The organism is Streptomyces sp. NPDC014882, from assembly GCF_043081325.1.
Classification (GTDB): domain Bacteria; phylum Actinomycetota; class Actinomycetes; order Streptomycetales; family Streptomycetaceae; genus Streptomyces.
In genome coordinates this window covers 256,418-270,944 of the sequence record NZ_JBIBWL010000003.1, presented here as the reverse complement: position 1 = coordinate 270,944, position 14,527 = coordinate 256,418, and the positions used below count along the sequence as shown (strand labels likewise).

At 70.1% G+C, this 14,527-nt stretch carries 15 protein-coding genes; 11 read left to right on the top strand and 4 right to left on the bottom strand.

The genetic code is table 11. The annotated features are described in order from the left end of the window. The first annotated feature begins 589 nt into the window (after positions 1–589). Positions 590–1,561, top strand: coding sequence for a LuxR C-terminal-related transcriptional regulator (locus ACF09K_RS09215; protein ID WP_392241878.1), 972 nt, complete (start codon positions 590–592; stop codon positions 1,559–1,561). Here the strand turns inward: ACF09K_RS09215 and ACF09K_RS09210 are convergent. Then, positions 1,519–2,511 carry a helix-turn-helix transcriptional regulator gene (locus ACF09K_RS09210; protein ID WP_392242425.1) on the bottom strand — a complete coding sequence of 331 codons (993 nt, stop codon included), beginning with the start codon at positions 2,509–2,511 and terminating at the stop codon, positions 1,519–1,521. The two genes, ACF09K_RS09215 and ACF09K_RS09210, sit on opposite strands and share 43 nt — an antisense overlap. A gap of 5 nt (positions 2,512–2,516) precedes the next feature. Beyond that, positions 2,517–3,536, bottom strand: a complete 1,020-nt coding sequence (locus ACF09K_RS09205; protein WP_392241876.1) for a helix-turn-helix transcriptional regulator — start codon at positions 3,534–3,536, stop codon at positions 2,517–2,519. 155 nt (positions 3,537–3,691) lie between these two features. Here ACF09K_RS09205 and ACF09K_RS09200 point away from each other — a divergent pair, with 155 nt between their 5' ends. Together ACF09K_RS09200 and ACF09K_RS09195 are read left to right on the top strand one after the other, a co-directional pair. Then, positions 3,692–3,847 (top strand): hypothetical protein, encoded by a 156-nt coding sequence (locus tag ACF09K_RS09200; protein ID WP_392241874.1) that lies wholly within the window; start codon positions 3,692–3,694, stop codon positions 3,845–3,847. A 7-nt stretch (positions 3,848–3,854) separates the two neighbouring features. Continuing rightward, positions 3,855–4,193: a hypothetical protein gene (locus ACF09K_RS09195; RefSeq protein WP_392241872.1), complete on the top strand. Its 339-nt coding sequence runs from the start codon at positions 3,855–3,857 to the stop codon at positions 4,191–4,193. A 421-nt stretch (positions 4,194–4,614) separates the two neighbouring features. Here ACF09K_RS09195 and ACF09K_RS09190 read toward each other — a convergent pair whose 3' ends face one another. Then, a complete protein-coding gene (locus ACF09K_RS09190) occupies positions 4,615–5,028 on the bottom strand; it encodes a pyridoxamine 5'-phosphate oxidase family protein (protein ID WP_392241870.1) in 414 nt (137 codons plus the stop codon). Between the two features lie 118 nt (positions 5,029–5,146). Between ACF09K_RS09190 and clpB the strand changes: the two genes are divergently transcribed. Both clpB and ACF09K_RS09180 read left to right on the top strand, forming a co-directional pair. Continuing rightward, positions 5,147–7,747: an ATP-dependent chaperone ClpB gene (gene clpB, locus ACF09K_RS09185; protein WP_392241869.1), complete on the top strand. Its 2,601-nt coding sequence runs from the start codon at positions 5,147–5,149 to the stop codon at positions 7,745–7,747. A 135-nt stretch (positions 7,748–7,882) separates the two neighbouring features. Continuing rightward, on the top strand, positions 7,883–8,425 hold the full coding sequence (locus ACF09K_RS09180) for a YbjN domain-containing protein (RefSeq protein ID WP_392241867.1): 543 nt from the start codon (positions 7,883–7,885) through the stop codon (positions 8,423–8,425). Between the two features lie 166 nt (positions 8,426–8,591). Here ACF09K_RS09180 and ACF09K_RS09175 read toward each other — a convergent pair whose 3' ends face one another. Next, positions 8,592–8,915, bottom strand: coding sequence for a cytotoxic translational repressor of toxin-antitoxin stability system (locus ACF09K_RS09175; RefSeq protein WP_392241865.1), 324 nt, complete (start codon positions 8,913–8,915; stop codon positions 8,592–8,594). Positions 8,916–8,922: 7 nt separating this feature from the next. On the opposite strand from ACF09K_RS09175, the gene ACF09K_RS09170 reads away from it, so the two are divergent. The 6 genes from ACF09K_RS09170 to ACF09K_RS09145 all read left to right on the top strand — a co-directional run bounded on the left by ACF09K_RS09170 (position 8,923) and on the right by ACF09K_RS09145 (position 14,283). Continuing rightward, complete coding sequence (locus tag ACF09K_RS09170; protein WP_392241863.1) at positions 8,923–9,153, top strand: DUF397 domain-containing protein; 231 nt, start codon at positions 8,923–8,925, stop codon at positions 9,151–9,153. A 282-nt stretch (positions 9,154–9,435) separates the two neighbouring features. After that, positions 9,436–10,428: a hypothetical protein gene (locus ACF09K_RS09165; RefSeq protein ID WP_392241861.1), complete on the top strand. Its 993-nt coding sequence runs from the start codon at positions 9,436–9,438 to the stop codon at positions 10,426–10,428. A 155-nt stretch (positions 10,429–10,583) separates the two neighbouring features. Next, positions 10,584–11,138 carry a Uma2 family endonuclease gene (locus ACF09K_RS09160; protein WP_392241860.1) on the top strand — a complete coding sequence of 185 codons (555 nt, stop codon included), beginning with the start codon at positions 10,584–10,586 and terminating at the stop codon, positions 11,136–11,138. 245 nt (positions 11,139–11,383) lie between these two features. Continuing rightward, on the top strand, positions 11,384–11,863 hold the full coding sequence (locus tag ACF09K_RS09155) for a hypothetical protein (RefSeq protein ID WP_392241858.1): 480 nt from the start codon (positions 11,384–11,386) through the stop codon (positions 11,861–11,863). Positions 11,864–11,872: 9 nt separating this feature from the next. Then, on the top strand, positions 11,873–13,684 hold the full coding sequence (locus ACF09K_RS09150; protein ID WP_392241857.1) for an alpha/beta hydrolase: 1,812 nt from the start codon (positions 11,873–11,875) through the stop codon (positions 13,682–13,684). Further along, a complete protein-coding gene (locus ACF09K_RS09145; RefSeq protein ID WP_392241855.1) occupies positions 13,681–14,283 on the top strand; it encodes a hypothetical protein in 603 nt (200 codons plus the stop codon). The genes ACF09K_RS09150 and ACF09K_RS09145 overlap by 4 nt, the downstream gene beginning before the upstream one ends. Positions 14,284–14,527 lie beyond the last annotated feature (244 nt).

Genomic DNA, 14,527 nt, shown 5'->3' with positions numbered 1-14,527 from the left:
TCCCCGCGAACGCCTCCCTCGTGCCCCGGGTACCGCCCTCCGCGCGGGCCGTCCGGGCGTTCCGTTGCCGCCGTTGACCCCGTTCGGCGGGCCGGGTGCGGCGCGACGGGTCCGCGGCCGCGCCGCACGCCGGTTCCCGGACGTGCGGACGGCGCGCCCCGCCCGCCGGCGCCGACCGCACGCGTGCGCGCGGTGGAGCCGCCGTGAGGGGGTATCAGGGGCGGGGTGCGACGCGGTCGGCCCCCGGTGGGTTGCGGGGCGCACGGGCGTGCGAAGACGTGCACGGGTTCCCGCCGGACGTCCGCGGGGAGCATCAGCTTGTTGCAAAGCGAGGGGCGGAGGCCGGGAGGAACCCGCGTAAATGGGCGGAATTCAAAAGGATCGCGGGGAGGAGCCGTGTTGCGGAGCCGGTCCGGGGCCGCGCATAGTTGCGCTGCGGAAAACGCGGACAACGCGGGAAACGCGGGAAACGCCGAAAACACGAACGACGCGCGACACGCGGACGGCGGGGGTGGGATGGCCGATGGCCGGGCACGGGGCGGAGGAGCATCCTCACGGTGCTGACCGACTGTGCGAGGCCGGGGACCGCGTGTACTCCCGGGCCGTACGGCGGGGCCGGGTGCCGCGCCGGGACGCCGAGCCGGTGCCCTGTCTGCTGGACCTCGCCCTGCTGCACCCCGACCCCGACGACATGGACTGGCTGGTCCCGACCTCCCCGCAGGAGGTCATGACCCGACTGCTGCGCGGACTCTACGACGAGGTGAGCGCCAGTCGGCTGCGGATGGGCTCGGCGGTCGCCGCCTTCGAGTGGTACGCCGGGCTCGGCGGGCCCACGCCGGGCGGCCCGGCCGGGGAGGGCGCGGCGATCCGCGTCCTGGACGGCGCCTCCCGCATCCAGGCGGCCCTCGACGAGGCGACGGAGGCGTGCACCACCGAGGTGCTGACGGTGCAGCCCGGCGGCATCCGGCGCGAGCACGAACTGTCGGAGGGGCTGCACCGGGCGCTCGCCCTGCGCGGGCGGGGCGTGCGGATGCGCGACCTCTACAACCACGTCGCCCGGCACGGCCAGGGCCTGCTCAACTACCTGGAGCTGATGGGCGACGCGGTCGAGGCCCGCACCCTCGACGAGGTCGTCGACCGGCTGATCCTGTTCGACCGCACGGTCGCGTACATCCCCGCCAACGCCGACCGCACGATGGCGCTGGAGCTGCGCCACCCGGCCCTGGTCGCCTACCTGGGCACGGTCTTCGACCGGCTGTGGCGGCTGGCGGTCCCGCTGACCGCCGCGCTGCCCGACACCCGTGTGGAGGGCGTCTCGCACCGGGAGCAGTCCATCGCCGCACTGCTGGCGGAGGGGCACCAGGACGCGGTGATCGCCGAGCGCCTCGGCATCAGCGTGCGCACCTGCCGCGCGCACATCGCCCGCCTCTCGGAGACGCTCGGGGCGGTCAGCCGTACCCAGTTGGGCGTGCGCATCGCCCAGGTCGGCCTCGACGTGCCGCGCGCCGCGGACCCCGCTCAGCCCTCCGGGTCGAGGATCCCCGAGCGCCCGATGAGGTAGCCGAGCTGGGCGCGGCTCTCGCTGCCGAGGGTGACGGCGAGCTTGGCGATGTGCACCCGGGCCGTACGGACGTTCATGCCGAGGCGGTCGGCGATGACGGAGTCGGTGTGGCCCTCGACGAGGAGGGCCGCGATGGCGCGCTGGCGCGGGGTGACGCCGTTGCGGCTGGGCCGGGTGACCGTCTCGGGATACATGGGGGTGGCCAGGCGCCACAGCCGGTCGAAGACCGTGACCAGGAAGGAGAGCAGCGCGGGGTGGCGGATCTCGAGGGCGAGGCTGCGGTCGGCGTTGGCGGGGATGAACGCCACCGTCCGGTCGATCAGGAGGAGCCGGTCGGTGATCTCGTCGAGGGTGCGGGCCTGCGCGTCGCCCCGCAGCTGCTCGTAGCGGGACAGCACGAGGGGCCGGTACCGCTGCGTGTGCTGGTACAGGGTGCGGATACGGCCGCCGCGGTCGAGGAGCGCCTGGTCGCGGCGCATGGCGACGGCCTGGGCCGCCTCGTCGCGGGCGCCCGTGCAGTGGCTGCTGGGCTGGATGCACAGGACTTCCCGGGACGCCTCGCCCATGGCGTCGGTGATGGCCTGGTTGATCTGCTCCGTGCCGCTCAGGATGCGCAGGGCCGACGCCTCCGCGTCCGCGGTGCACCGCCCGTCGATCCGCGTCAGTGGCTCGAACTCCGCCAGCAGCAGGGTCTCGCGCCGTCGTTCCTCGGCGACGCGGGCCGCCGAGGCGCGCAGGAACCGGTGCAGTGCGGTGGCCGGGGCGACGGGTCTCAGGACCCGGGGTTCGCAGGGGTCCGGGTGCAGCAGGCCGAAGCCGAGCAGGCAGGGGGCCTCCTCCTCGGCGTCCTTGCCGGTGACGTGTCCGTCCCGCAGGGCCCGCGCGTACAGCTCCAGGCCCGCGGCGCACAGCTCCTCCACGCCGTGCTCCGGGTGCGGCGGCGTGTCCACCGGGTTCACTGCGCGCCGTCCTCCTGCTTGAGGATCCCGGACTGCGCGAGGAGGTAGCCGAGTTGGGCGCGGCTGCCGCTGCCCAGCGTCGAGGCGAGCTTGGCGATGTGCGCGCGGCAGGTGCGGACGTTCATGCCGAGCCGGCGGGCGATCGCCTCGTCGACGTGGCCCTCCACCAGGAGCTTGGCGATGGAGTGCTGGATGTCGGTGATGCCGTCCGGCGCCGGTTCGTAGGGGGCGCCCGCGCTCAGGGGCACGGCGCGGCTCCACATGAACTCGAAGACCTTGACCAGGTAGCGGACGAGGCCGGGGTGGCGCAGTTCGAGCGCGACCTGCCGGTCGTCGCGGGTGGGGATGAAGGCCACGGTCTCGTCGCAGATGATGAGGCGTTCGACGAGCTCGTCGATGGTGCGGTACTCCACCTTGCCGTCGGTGAACTGGGCCACGTAGGCCAGCGTCTCGGGGCTGTGCCGGGCCGTGTGCTGGTACAGGGTCCGGATGCGCACCCCGCGGTCGGTCAGCGGCTTGTCGCGGTCGAGGGCCTGTTCGAGGGTGTGTTCCAGCCGCCGCTGGCCGGGCTGGACGGTGAGCATCTCGGACCGGCACTGTGCGGTGGCGAGGTCGAGGGCGGCGTTGATCCGGTCGAAGCCCTCCAGGACCGTGATGGAGTGCGTGGAGGCGGTGGACTGCGCGCTCAGCGCCATGAAGGGTTCGAAGGCGTCGGCGATCTCGATCGACGCCCGCCGGTGCTCGCTGATCTCGCGTTCGATGGGGTTCAGGCGCTGGGCCAGGGCGACCGCCGGTGGTACGGGCCGCAGCCAGTCGGCGTCGTCGGGGTCCGGGTGCAGGAGGGCGAACTCCCTCAGGCACGGAGCGGGTTCCACGTCCGCGCGGGTGATGCGCCCGGCCCGGAGGGCCTGCGCGTACAACCGGGCGCCGGCCTCACACAATTCGGTCACCGCATGGGGATGTGTCCCTTTAGTCCCGATAGTTGCCAAATTTCCACCCCCCAGGGTCCTGAACATGCAGGAACATGATGCACCGATCGTGTGGCCACGACGTGCCCGAATGAGCCATCGTCTTACTCGACGGGGGAAGAGGTGACCATCAAGTGAGGACGAAGCCGACTATGGGCAAGAGAAAGCTTCGCTCGGTTCTTGTCGCCGCCTTCTCTGCCGCCGTGGCCTTCGGAGTGCTGAGTGGCCTCGCGGGTGCGGAGAGCGACGCCCTGGCGGACAGCAGTTGGGGTGTGAAGCAGCCGAGCACCGCCGTCGCCGGCGACAGCAGCTGGGGCATCGTGACGCCGACCGGCGCGGACGACAGCAGTTGGGGCTGACGGGCAGATGACGACTCCTCCTGACGACCGCTCCTTCCGACGCGAGATGGCCACGGCCTACCGCTCCGGCTGGCACTTCATCGACCTGGTCACCGCCATCCCCCACAGTGGTGACTCGTTGATGGTGACGGTGTTCGGGGAGCCGGTCGTCGTGACCCGGGACGAGGACGACGACGTACGCGCGTACCGGTGCCTGCGACGGCCCCGAGGAGCCCCCCAGCCCGTACGGTGCGCCATCCGGTACGGAATGATCTTCGTCAACCTGGACCAGCGGGACCACCACCTGGCGGAGTCGGCGAGCCCGGCCGTGCCCAGGACCATCTCAGCCACCCCCCGCAGTGCCTGACGCGATTCCCCCGTCGTAACAGATCGCGCAGGTACTTCCCCCCGCAGCGGCGTCACCGTGACCTGAACACGGTGACGCCGCTGTCGTTCGCGGGGATATTTCCGGTTATCGGACCGCGGCGAGGTGGCCGGAAGCCGCCGGTGTGGTTCACGTCATCCGCCGGCCGGCACCGGGCCGCGTCGGCGGGCCCGTCGCCCGCTCGGCGTACCGTGCCCCGGCCCTCCGGCCCGTGGCGCCTGCCCCGGCCCGCCGTGCCCGGCGCGTCGCGGCCCGTCTCCCGCCCGACGCTCCGGGCCCCCGGCCCGCCGTGCTTGGCGCATCGTGCCTCGTCCCCGGCCTGCCGTGCCCGGCGCACCGCGCCTCGTCCCGGGCCCGCCGCGCCCGTCGCCCCCTCGGTCCTGCCCCCCAGCCCCTCCTGCCCTCAGCCTCGGCCCATCGCCCGGGTCAGCTCGATCTCGATCACCACGCGCGTGGGATTGGGGCGCGGGCTCCGGCCGTAGCGCTCCGCGTAACGGCGTTCCGCCTCCGCGACCCGGTCCGGCTCGGCGCGGACGAGGGCCCGGCCCTCCAGCGTGGCCCAGCGCCGGCCCTCCACCTGGCACACCGCGACCCGGGCGCCCTCCGCGCCGGCCGCCAGGACGTTGCGCACCTTCGTGCTCGCCCGGTCCGCGATCACCCGGGCGAGCCGGTTCCCGGGGTCGTACGTCACTCCGACCGGGACGACGTGCGGAGAGCCGTCCGGGCGTGGTGTGGTCAGGGTGCACAGGTGTTTTTCACGCCAGAAGTCGAGGTACGGCGCGTCGGGGGCGCCCGGGTCCTGGGGGTATGCGGCCATGGCTGGAACCTAACCCCCGGGAGACTCCCGGACACAACCTTGAGTGGAATAGACTCAAGTTTATGTACGCTGACAGAGTCAGTGACGACGGCTGACACGCAAGGAGGAGACAGCGACCGTGGACGCAGAGCTGACCAACCGGAGCCGAGAAGCCATCCAGACCGCCGGCAACAAGGCCCTGTCCGCAGGACACCCCGACCTCACCCCGGCACACCTGCTCCTCGCGCTGCTCCAGGGGCAGGAGAACGAGAACATCGTCGACCTGCTCGCCGCCGTCGGCGCCGACCAGGCCGCCGTGCGCACGGGCGCCGAGCAGGTGCTCGGCTCGCTGCCCAGCGTGGCCGGGTCCACCGTCGCGCCCCCGCAGCCCAACCGCGAACTGCTCGCCGTGATCGCCGACGCCCAGGAACGCGCGCGGGAACTCGGCGACGAGTACCTCTCCACCGAGCATCTGCTCATCGGGACCGCCGCGAAGGGCGGCCGGGCCGGCGAGGTGCTCGACCGGCAGGGCGCCACCGCGAAGAAGCTGCTGGAGGCCTTCCGCAAGGCCCGCGGCGGACGCCGGGTGACCAACGCCGACCCCGAGGGGTCGTACAAGGCGCTGGAGAAGTTCGGCACCGACTTCACCGCCGCCGCCCGCGAGGGCCGGCTCGACCCGGTCATCGGCCGGGACACCGAGATCCGGCGGGTCGTCCAGGTACTGTCCCGCCGCACGAAGAACAACCCGGTCCTCATCGGCGAGCCCGGCGTCGGCAAGACCGCCGTCGTCGAGGGGCTCGCCCAGCGGATCGTGAAGGGGGACGTGCCCGAGTCCCTCCGCAACAAGCGGCTCGTCTCGCTCGACCTCGGGGCCATGGTCGCCGGGGCCAAGTACCGCGGCGAGTTCGAGGAGCGGCTGAAGACCGTCCTCGCCGAGATCAAGGACTCCGACGGGCAGATCATCACCTTCATCGACGAGCTGCACACCGTCGTGGGCGCCGGCGCGGGCGGCGACTCGGCGATGGACGCGGGCAACATGCTCAAGCCGATGCTCGCCCGCGGTGAGCTGCGCATGGTCGGCGCGACGACCCTGGACGAGTACCGCGAGCGGATCGAGAAGGACGCGGCGCTGGAGCGGCGATTCCAGCAGGTCCTCGTCGCCGAACCGTCCGTCGAGGACACCATCGCCATCCTGCGCGGCCTCAAGGGCCGGTACGAGGCCCACCACAAGGTCCAGATCGCCGACAGCGCGCTGGTCGCCGCGGCCACCCTGTCCGACCGGTACATCACCTCCCGCTTCCTGCCCGACAAGGCCATCGACCTCGTCGACGAAGCGGCCTCCCGGCTGCGCATGGAGATCGACTCGTCCCCCGTCGAGATCGACGAGCTCCAGCGCGCCGTCGACCGCCTGAAGATGGAGGAGCTCGCCCTCGACAAGGAGACCGACCCCGCCTCCCGCGAGCGCCTGGAGAAGCTGCGCCGCGACCTCGCCGACAAGGAGGAGGAGCTGCGCGGCCTCACCGCCCGCTGGGAGAAGGAGAAGCAGTCCCTCAACCGGGTCGGCGAGCTGAAGGAGCGGCTCGACGACCTGCGCGGCCAGGCCGAGCGGGCGCAACGCGACGGCGACTTCGACACCGCCAGCAAGCTGCTGTACGGCGAGATCCCGACCCTGGAGCGCGACCTGGAGGCCGCGTCCGAGGCCGAGGAGGAGGCCGCCAAGGACACCATGGTCAAGGAGGAGGTCGGCTCCGACGACATCGCCGACGTCGTCGCCTCCTGGACCGGCATCCCGGCCGGCCGCCTCCTGGAGGGCGAGACGCAGAAGCTGCTGCGCATGGAGGACGAGCTGGGCAAGCGGCTCATCGGCCAGGGCGAGGCCGTCCGGGCCGTGTCCGACGCCGTACGCCGCTCGCGGGCCGGCATCGCCGACCCCGACCGCCCGACCGGCTCCTTCCTCTTCCTCGGTCCGACCGGCGTCGGCAAGACCGAGCTGGCCAAGGCCCTCGCCGACTTCCTCTTCGACGACGAGCGGGCCATGATCCGCATCGACATGTCGGAGTACGGCGAGAAGCACAGCGTGGCCCGGCTCGTCGGCGCCCCGCCCGGCTACGTCGGCTACGAGGAGGGCGGCCAGCTCACCGAGGCCGTGCGGCGCCGGCCGTACAGCGTGGTGCTGCTGGACGAGGTGGAGAAGGCGCACCCGGAGGTCTTCGACATCCTGCTCCAGGTCCTCGACGACGGGCGCCTCACCGACGGACAGGGCCGCACGGTCGACTTCCGCAACACCATCCTGGTGCTGACGTCCAACCTGGGCAGCCAGTACCTGGTCGACCCGCTCTCCACCGAGGCCGAGAAGAAGGAGCAGGTCCTGGAGGTGGTCCGGGCGTCCTTCAAGCCGGAGTTCCTCAACCGGCTCGACGACCTGGTCGTCTTCTCGGCGCTGAGCAAGGAGGAGCTGGCCCGGATCGCGCGGCTCCAGATCGACCGGCTCGCCAAGCGGCTGGCCGAGCGCCGGCTCACCCTGGAGGTCACCGAGGAGGCCCTCGCCTGGCTCGCCGACGAGGGCAACGACCCGGCGTACGGCGCCCGGCCGCTGCGCCGCCTCGTCCAGACCGCCATCGGCGACCGCCTCGCCAAGGAGATCCTCGCGGGCGAGGTCAAGGACGGCGACACGGTCCGGGTCGACGCCTTCGGGGACGGCCTGATCGTGGGCCCCGCGCCGACCGGAAAGACCCTCTGACCGGCGTCCGGGGCCGACCGGACGCACGCCCTGAGCGGAATTCCGCCAACCGGAGGTGAACCCTCGGGGCGGGGGTTGCCACCCCCCGCCCCGCATGGGGGAGGATGGCCAGATCCGTACGAAGGGAAAATCACGGTGACCATCGACCCGTCCTCGATTCCGAACTTCGGGGGCCAGCCCGAGCCGCAGCCCCAGGGACCGGCGGGCCCCGTCGTTCCGGATCAGGACCTCGTGAAGCAGCTCCTCGACCAGATGGAGCTGAAGTACGTCGTCGACGACGAGGGAGACCTCGCGGCGCCGTGGGAGGAATTCCGCACGTACTTCATGTTCCGCGGCGAGGGCGACCAGGCGGTCTACTCGGTGCGCACGTTCTTCGACCGTCCGCACCAGATCGACGAGAAGCCCCAGATCCTGGAGGCCATCGACGACTGGAACCGCCGCACCCTGTGGCCCAAGGTCTACACGCACACCCACGACGACGGCACCGTCCGCCTCATCGGCGAGACGCAGATGCTGATCGGCGCCGGCGTCAACCTCGAGTTCTTCGTCTCCTCGACGGTGAGCTGGGTGCGCGCCTCCATCGAGTTCGACAGGTGGCTCGTGGAGCAGCTGGGCCTGGAGTCCTCGGTCGACGAGGCGGACAAGCCCGAGGACGACGACAAGTCCGGCGACGAGTAGCCGACCGCCCCCGGCGAACGGCGCCCGTCGCACGCCCCAGGCGAACGAGAGCCCGGCCAGGGCCGCGACCCATCAGGGCCGCGCGCCAGGGCCGGGCTCTCGCCGTGCGGGGCCTCGGTCCGGTCGCCCACAGGCTGTGGACGACGGGTGCCTCGCCGGGCGCGGCTCAGCTCCCGCCCGTCCAGTGCTTCTGGAGCCTCGCCACCGCCTCGTCCCGGGTCATCCCCGCCACGACGTCCTCGCCGACGCCCACCCGGTGGATGAGCAGGTGCACCAGATCGGCGGGGAGCGCCTCGCGCGGCGGCTGGGGAGCGCCCCGGTCGGGCAGCTCGCCCCGCTGCGCGCAGGCCCAGAACTCGTCCTCGGTCACGTCCAGTTGGTCCCGCAGGATGTGCCGCCACATCGCCGTGCCGTACGCGGTGCGGTCGACCGGGTGCGGGATGCGGGTACGCAGGACCCGGCCGTCGTGCAGGGTGAGTTCACAGGTCACGTGATGGGTGCCGGTCGGCGCGGACGTCTCCCGTCCCGATCTGAACGGCGCCGCGTTGCGCAGGAGCAGCTACAGCAATCAGGCGGGCGGCGACTGCGTGGAGGTGGCCGACGGGTTCCGGGGAGCCGTCGTCCCGGTCCGTGACAGCAAGGTCCCGCAGGGTCCGGCGGTGTGCTTCGCGACCGCCGCCTGGACGTCCTTCAAAGGCGAGTTGAAGTCCGGGGACCGCCGCCTCTGAGGCGGCCGGGAGCCGGTCGCCGTCCGCGTCCCGGGCTCACCGGGCCCTTGTCCGCGAGGGCCCGGCGAGCCGCTGACCTCCTGAAAGAACCGGGGGAAAGAACTGCCCACCCACCCACCCTCCCCGGCCGCGAAGCCCGCGTCACCCGTCCGGGTGACCGGCTTGCGGGGGCGGGACACGGGCGGTTACGTTCGCCGCACAACCCCACACAGACGACGGCCCCCGGCCGGGACGGCAATCCCGATCGAGGGCCTGACCGATCAGGAAGAAACCCGCTTCCCGATGGCTGACTCGCAGTCTAACGCGCGCCTGCGCGCCGACGCCGGAGCTCCGACGTCCGGCGTGATCCACGTCCGCACCCGCCTCACGGCCGACTTCACGGTGATCTCCAACGCCCTCGCCCAGCGGCGCGGCAGCGCGGTCACGATCGGCGTCGCGGCCTACATCGCCTCCCTGCCCGACGGCTCCCCCGTGAGCATCGCCGCCCTGTGCGAGCACTTCAGCGAGGGGGAGATCCTCATTTCGCGGGCGCTCAGGGAACTGGAGGCGGCCGGACACCTGGAACGCCGCCGCGAGCGAACACCCTCCGGCCAGGTCCGCACCCGGACGTACTTCTACGACGTGCCCGGCGGCGCCCCGCATCCCGACGGACCCCCCGAGCCTCCCGGGCCACCCCGGCCCCGGAGGAAGCCCGCGACGGCGACCCCGCCGGCACCAGCGGCCGTACGGCAAACCGCGCGGCCCCCCGTACCGGCCGAACCCGACCCCCAGGCCCCGCTCGCCGGGTTTGATCCCCCGGCCTTGCTCGCCGAGGCCGAGCCCTCGACCCCGCTCCCGCTCGCTGAGGTCGAGCCCTCGGCCTTGCTCGCCGAGCTTGACCCCCCGGCCCCGCTCGCCGAAGCCGACCCCCGAGCCGTCGCCGTACTCGCCGGCCTGCGCCGGGTCGACCCCCGCCTCATCCTGTCCGAACGGGAGGTGGCCCGCCTCGCCCCTGCCGTCGGCCGGTGGCTCGCGGCGGGCCTGCTGCCCACCCACATCACGGACCACCTCACCGCCGGGCTCCCGTCCCCGCTGCTGGCCCGCCCCGTCGGCATCCTCGCCTACCGGCTCGGGGAGACGCCCCTGCCGCTGCCGGCCAGGGGCGCGGAGCCTCCCGTACGCCCGGCGGTCGTACCCCGGGTGGACTGCGACGGCTGCGAGCGGCCGATGCGCACACCGGGACACGTCCGCTGCCGCGACTGCCGCGCCGAGGACGAACTCCGCGCGGCGGGCTGAGCGTGGGACCTTCCTGCATGCGCACACGTTCTCCCGTGGAACGACGGAGACAGGTCGGCCCCAGGACCTGTCCGGACCGAACCCACAGCCGTATCACCAGGCCCGGTGACGTGGCACTGTCCGCCGTATCCTGACCACACGGGAAGGAGCCGTTCATGAGCGTCGACGCAATCGTGCACACCGAGTTCCCCAAGGGATACACGGTCCTGTTCGGAGCCGACGGAAAGGTGATCATGACTCCGCAGAGCTTCGAGCACTCCAGCACGATCAAGTCGATGCAGTACGACACGATCGTGTCCCTCGGACGCCACGCGAAGGTCACTTCCGACGTCTACATCGACTTCCCCGCCGACGAGAACTCCGCCCCTGATCTGGCGATCCTCCGAGAGGACGCCCGCCGGGAGGGCAAGCGCTACAGCTTCGAGGACGTCCTGCTGATCTCCGAGGTCGTCTCGACCTCCTCCGCGCGCAAGGACTACGACGACTGCACCGCGAAGTACGGCCGGTACGGCATCCCCGCCTACCTGGTCGTGGACCCCTACGCTCAGGAAGTCGTCCTCCACAGCCAGCCGACCGCCACCGGCTACATCGCGGCGCACACGCACAAGTACGGCACGGGCAAGCTCCCCATCCCCCTGGCCGACGGCCGCACCTTCACCCTCGACCTCGACGAACTCCCGCACCCGGAGCCCGAGATGGACGCCCGCTGACGAAGGGTTCCGGCGCGGCCGTGGCGGAGCCGCTCCCCGATACGCCTACCAGCACATGAGGCAGCGGCGCTCTCAAAGGTCCAGGAGAGATCTGATCTGAGTACACGTACTCAGACGCCGTGTGTCCGATACGGATGGGCCATGTGATGCAGCGGCGTTACGGTGCGTATCAGTCATCGGAGGATGCGGTGACCGACACGGATCCGCTCGGCGGCGCACCAGCACGACACGGGGAGGCACCACGCATGGCGTGGGAGGAGTGGGAGCAGCTCAAGGCCGCGGCGGCCGAGCGGCACACCACGCAGATGCAGCTCAACCAAATGCCGGCCGACCAGGGAGGCAGCGCTGGTGGCGGGGGGCCGTGGGGCAGCGGCGGCGGTTCCGACGGGATGCGATCCGACAAGTCGGTGTGGAGCAAAGCGGGGACGAGTGTGGGGGGACTGCGGGAGCCCATCACCAAGGCGCTGGCGAGTATGGCAGACGGTCAGACAGGACTCGGTAAGGATTCCGAGTGCCTCACCGCTGCGGCTCAGTTGGAGGTTTACGGCTCCTGGAAGCGCTATCTCCAGGATGTGAGCAAGCGGTGCGGCAAGCTGGCTGAGCTGTTCGAGAAGGTGGGCAGCGACCAGCTGAAGACCGATGAGGCGATCAAGGCTGAGATCGCTGGGCTGAAGGTTCAGTACGAGGACACTTCCGCCGTCGGCGGTAAGTCCGAAGGTCGGTGATCGGGCGCCATGGATTACACGACGCTCAGGGCCCTCAAGCCGTCCGAGTTCGCGGATGCCGCGGACGGGTACCGCACAACGAGTGACATGGCCGGCGCCGCCAAGGACTGCATCGAAAACCAGATCGCCGCGGCCATGCGTGGGTCCTTGAAGGGCGAGGCCGCCGACGCGGCACTGGTCCAACTCAAGGAAGCGGCCGAGAACTTCCACTACACCCAGGTCGAGTGTGGTCTGATCAGCACGGCACTCAACGGCTTCTCGTACGACCTGGAAGCAGCCAAGAAGAGGCTGGATATCGCGGTCACGGGCGCGCAGGCGGAGGAGTTCACTGTGAACGCCGACGGGTCGATCAGTTACCCATCGGGCGGGGAGGAGACCGACGGCAGACTTCCCGAAGGCGGCACGGTGTCCGGTCTGACGGACCCGACGGCTGCCGCGATCGGCCGCCAGGCGGGCAACGTCGATCCCAATCCCAACCGCCTTCTGGCGCAGGAGTACGCCAACCAGATCGCCACCGCTCTCAAGGAGGCCACGGAGGCCGACGGGAAGTGGGCTCCGAAGCTACGGGCGCTGAAGGCCGACGACGACCTGACCGTCTCCGACCGTGACTGGGCGGACGTGAAGAAGGACACCGACGGTGTCCTCAAGGGTGCCGGAGAATATCTCGAAAGCGTCAAAGAACCACCCAAGAGCGGCAGCCCGGAGGACAACGCCGACTGGTGGAAGAGTCTTACCGCAGAGCAGCAGACGGCCTACCTGACCCTCCATCCGGCTGCCGTCGGCGCGCTCGACGGCCTGCCGGCCGACGTCCGTGACGATGCCAACCGCACGGTTCTGGCGGAAACGCAGGCGAAGTACCAGATGGACCTTGATTCCATTCCTCCCGAGCCTGAGCGCTACATCTACGGCCCTCACGGTGGCTATCCGCGCTTGAATGATGAATGGCAGGAATGGGACGAAAAATACAGTGGCAGAAAAGCTTCTCTGGAAAATACCCTCAAGGGAATGAACGCCATCCAGAGTCGTTTCGATGCCACAGGAAGGGATGGGCTTCCTCCGGCTTATCTTCTTGGCTTCGACGCCAAAGGCAACGGACACGCGATCGTCGCCAACGGAAACCCGGACACGGCGGACCATACGGCAGTATATGTGCCGGGAACGAAATCACGCCTTGAAGGAGCCGGTGGGGACATCGGGCGAATGGCCAGGGTGTGGGCAGAAGCCCACGCAATGAATCCCGGCCAGTCCGTGTCCACGATTACCTGGATCGGCTACGACGCCCCGCAGAACATCGCGCCGGAGGCGATGGATGACCACTGGGCGTATGACGGAGCGCCGAAGCTCAACAGATTCCTGGATGGACTCGAGACGGCTCAAGGCGGTCCGGACGCCAGCCACACGACAGTCATCGGCCACAGCTATGGCTCCACGACGGTTGGCGCCGCGTCCATGGCGGAAGGGGGCATGTCGGCGGACGACATCGTCGTGGCCGGCAGTCCTGGCATGCTCGTGGGCGATGCGAATGATCTCGATGTGGGTAAGGATCATGTGTGGTCCGAGGCTGCGACCAGCGACCCTGTGCCGGCTGGTGGCAAGGTGGCCCGCCTCGGCGGTGAAAAATGGGACGTCGAGACCTGGAACGGAATCCCCTTCAATGCCGGGTACGTTCAGGTCATCCCCTCCGACGAAGCCTTCGGCGCCCATCGCATGGACGTGGACACGGGTGGTCACAGTGACTATTGGAATGAAAGCTCACAAAGCCTAAAGAACCAGGCAGCGGTGGTTGCCGGCCGCTACGACAAGGTAGAGGAAGACGATTGATTTCCCCCGACCGCAATCGCCGCCTTCGAGTGCACCGTCTTGGTGCTGCCTTCTTGATCGCTGTTCTTTCTCTCGCCGGAACGGGATGTTCGAGCACAGTGGACCGCAGTGAAAACGCATCTGCAGCTGATGAATCCACCAGCTCCAAGAGTGCCACGCTCGGCGTGGAAGAGGCTCGGGAGAAAGCGAAAGCTGTTTCCAGTCAGATCTACGACATGATTGGCATCAAAGAAGGCAAGGTGACTGAGCCCGGACCCGGTATCGCACCCTGCGAAGAAGATCCTGAGCGCCTGTACAGCACTGTTCACCCATGGTCCGTTTACGGCGTCTCCGAGGACGAACTGAGGGGCGGATTTCAGCGCCTGAAGGACAATCTCCCTGAGCAGGGCTGGAAGATCGTCGAATACGGCCCCAACAACAGCAAGAGCAAGACGTTGGAGATTACGGCCGACTCCAAGACGGAGCCCTTCTCCTTGAACGCCGAGCTGTGGGTGTCGAGCCCTGCAACCGGGACAGAGAAAGACCCTAAAATCTTGTTCAATCTCACATCCGGGTGTTTTCGTGCCCCCGAGGGGACAAATCTTGACCAGGAGTTCTAGCGTTCATAAATGAACGGCTGGTCAAGGGCGCCGGGCGGAAGGCGTCGTCTCATACGCCAGGACCCCCGGTCGCGGCGGCTGAGCCGAGAGCGCAAGCGGCGTGGACAGGATCCAAGCGCGCATCATGGTGGCGCAGGCTACCGATGCTGTCGTACTCCTCGGAGCCGCGATTGCGGTCTCCGCCGCCGTCCGCAGGCGTCGGGCACTCGTGAGGGATACCTGTCCACCGTGTTCCGGCTGTTGC

Coding starts and splice junctions, on each gene's coding strand:
- ACF09K_RS09205 (WP_392241876.1), bottom strand. CDS start 3,536: ATGTTCAGGACCCTGGGGGGTGGAAATTTGGCAACTATCGGGACTAAA.
- ACF09K_RS09150 (WP_392241857.1), top strand. CDS start 11,873: ATGGATTACACGACGCTCAGGGCCCTCAAGCCGTCCGAGTTCGCGGAT.
- ACF09K_RS09190 (WP_392241870.1), bottom strand. CDS start 5,028: ATGGCCGCATACCCCCAGGACCCGGGCGCCCCCGACGCGCCGTACCTC.
- ACF09K_RS09155 (WP_392241858.1), top strand. CDS start 11,384: ATGGCGTGGGAGGAGTGGGAGCAGCTCAAGGCCGCGGCGGCCGAGCGG.
- ACF09K_RS09195 (WP_392241872.1), top strand. CDS start 3,855: ATGACGACTCCTCCTGACGACCGCTCCTTCCGACGCGAGATGGCCACG.
- ACF09K_RS09165 (WP_392241861.1), top strand. CDS start 9,436: ATGGCTGACTCGCAGTCTAACGCGCGCCTGCGCGCCGACGCCGGAGCT.
- ACF09K_RS09160 (WP_392241860.1), top strand. CDS start 10,584: ATGAGCGTCGACGCAATCGTGCACACCGAGTTCCCCAAGGGATACACG.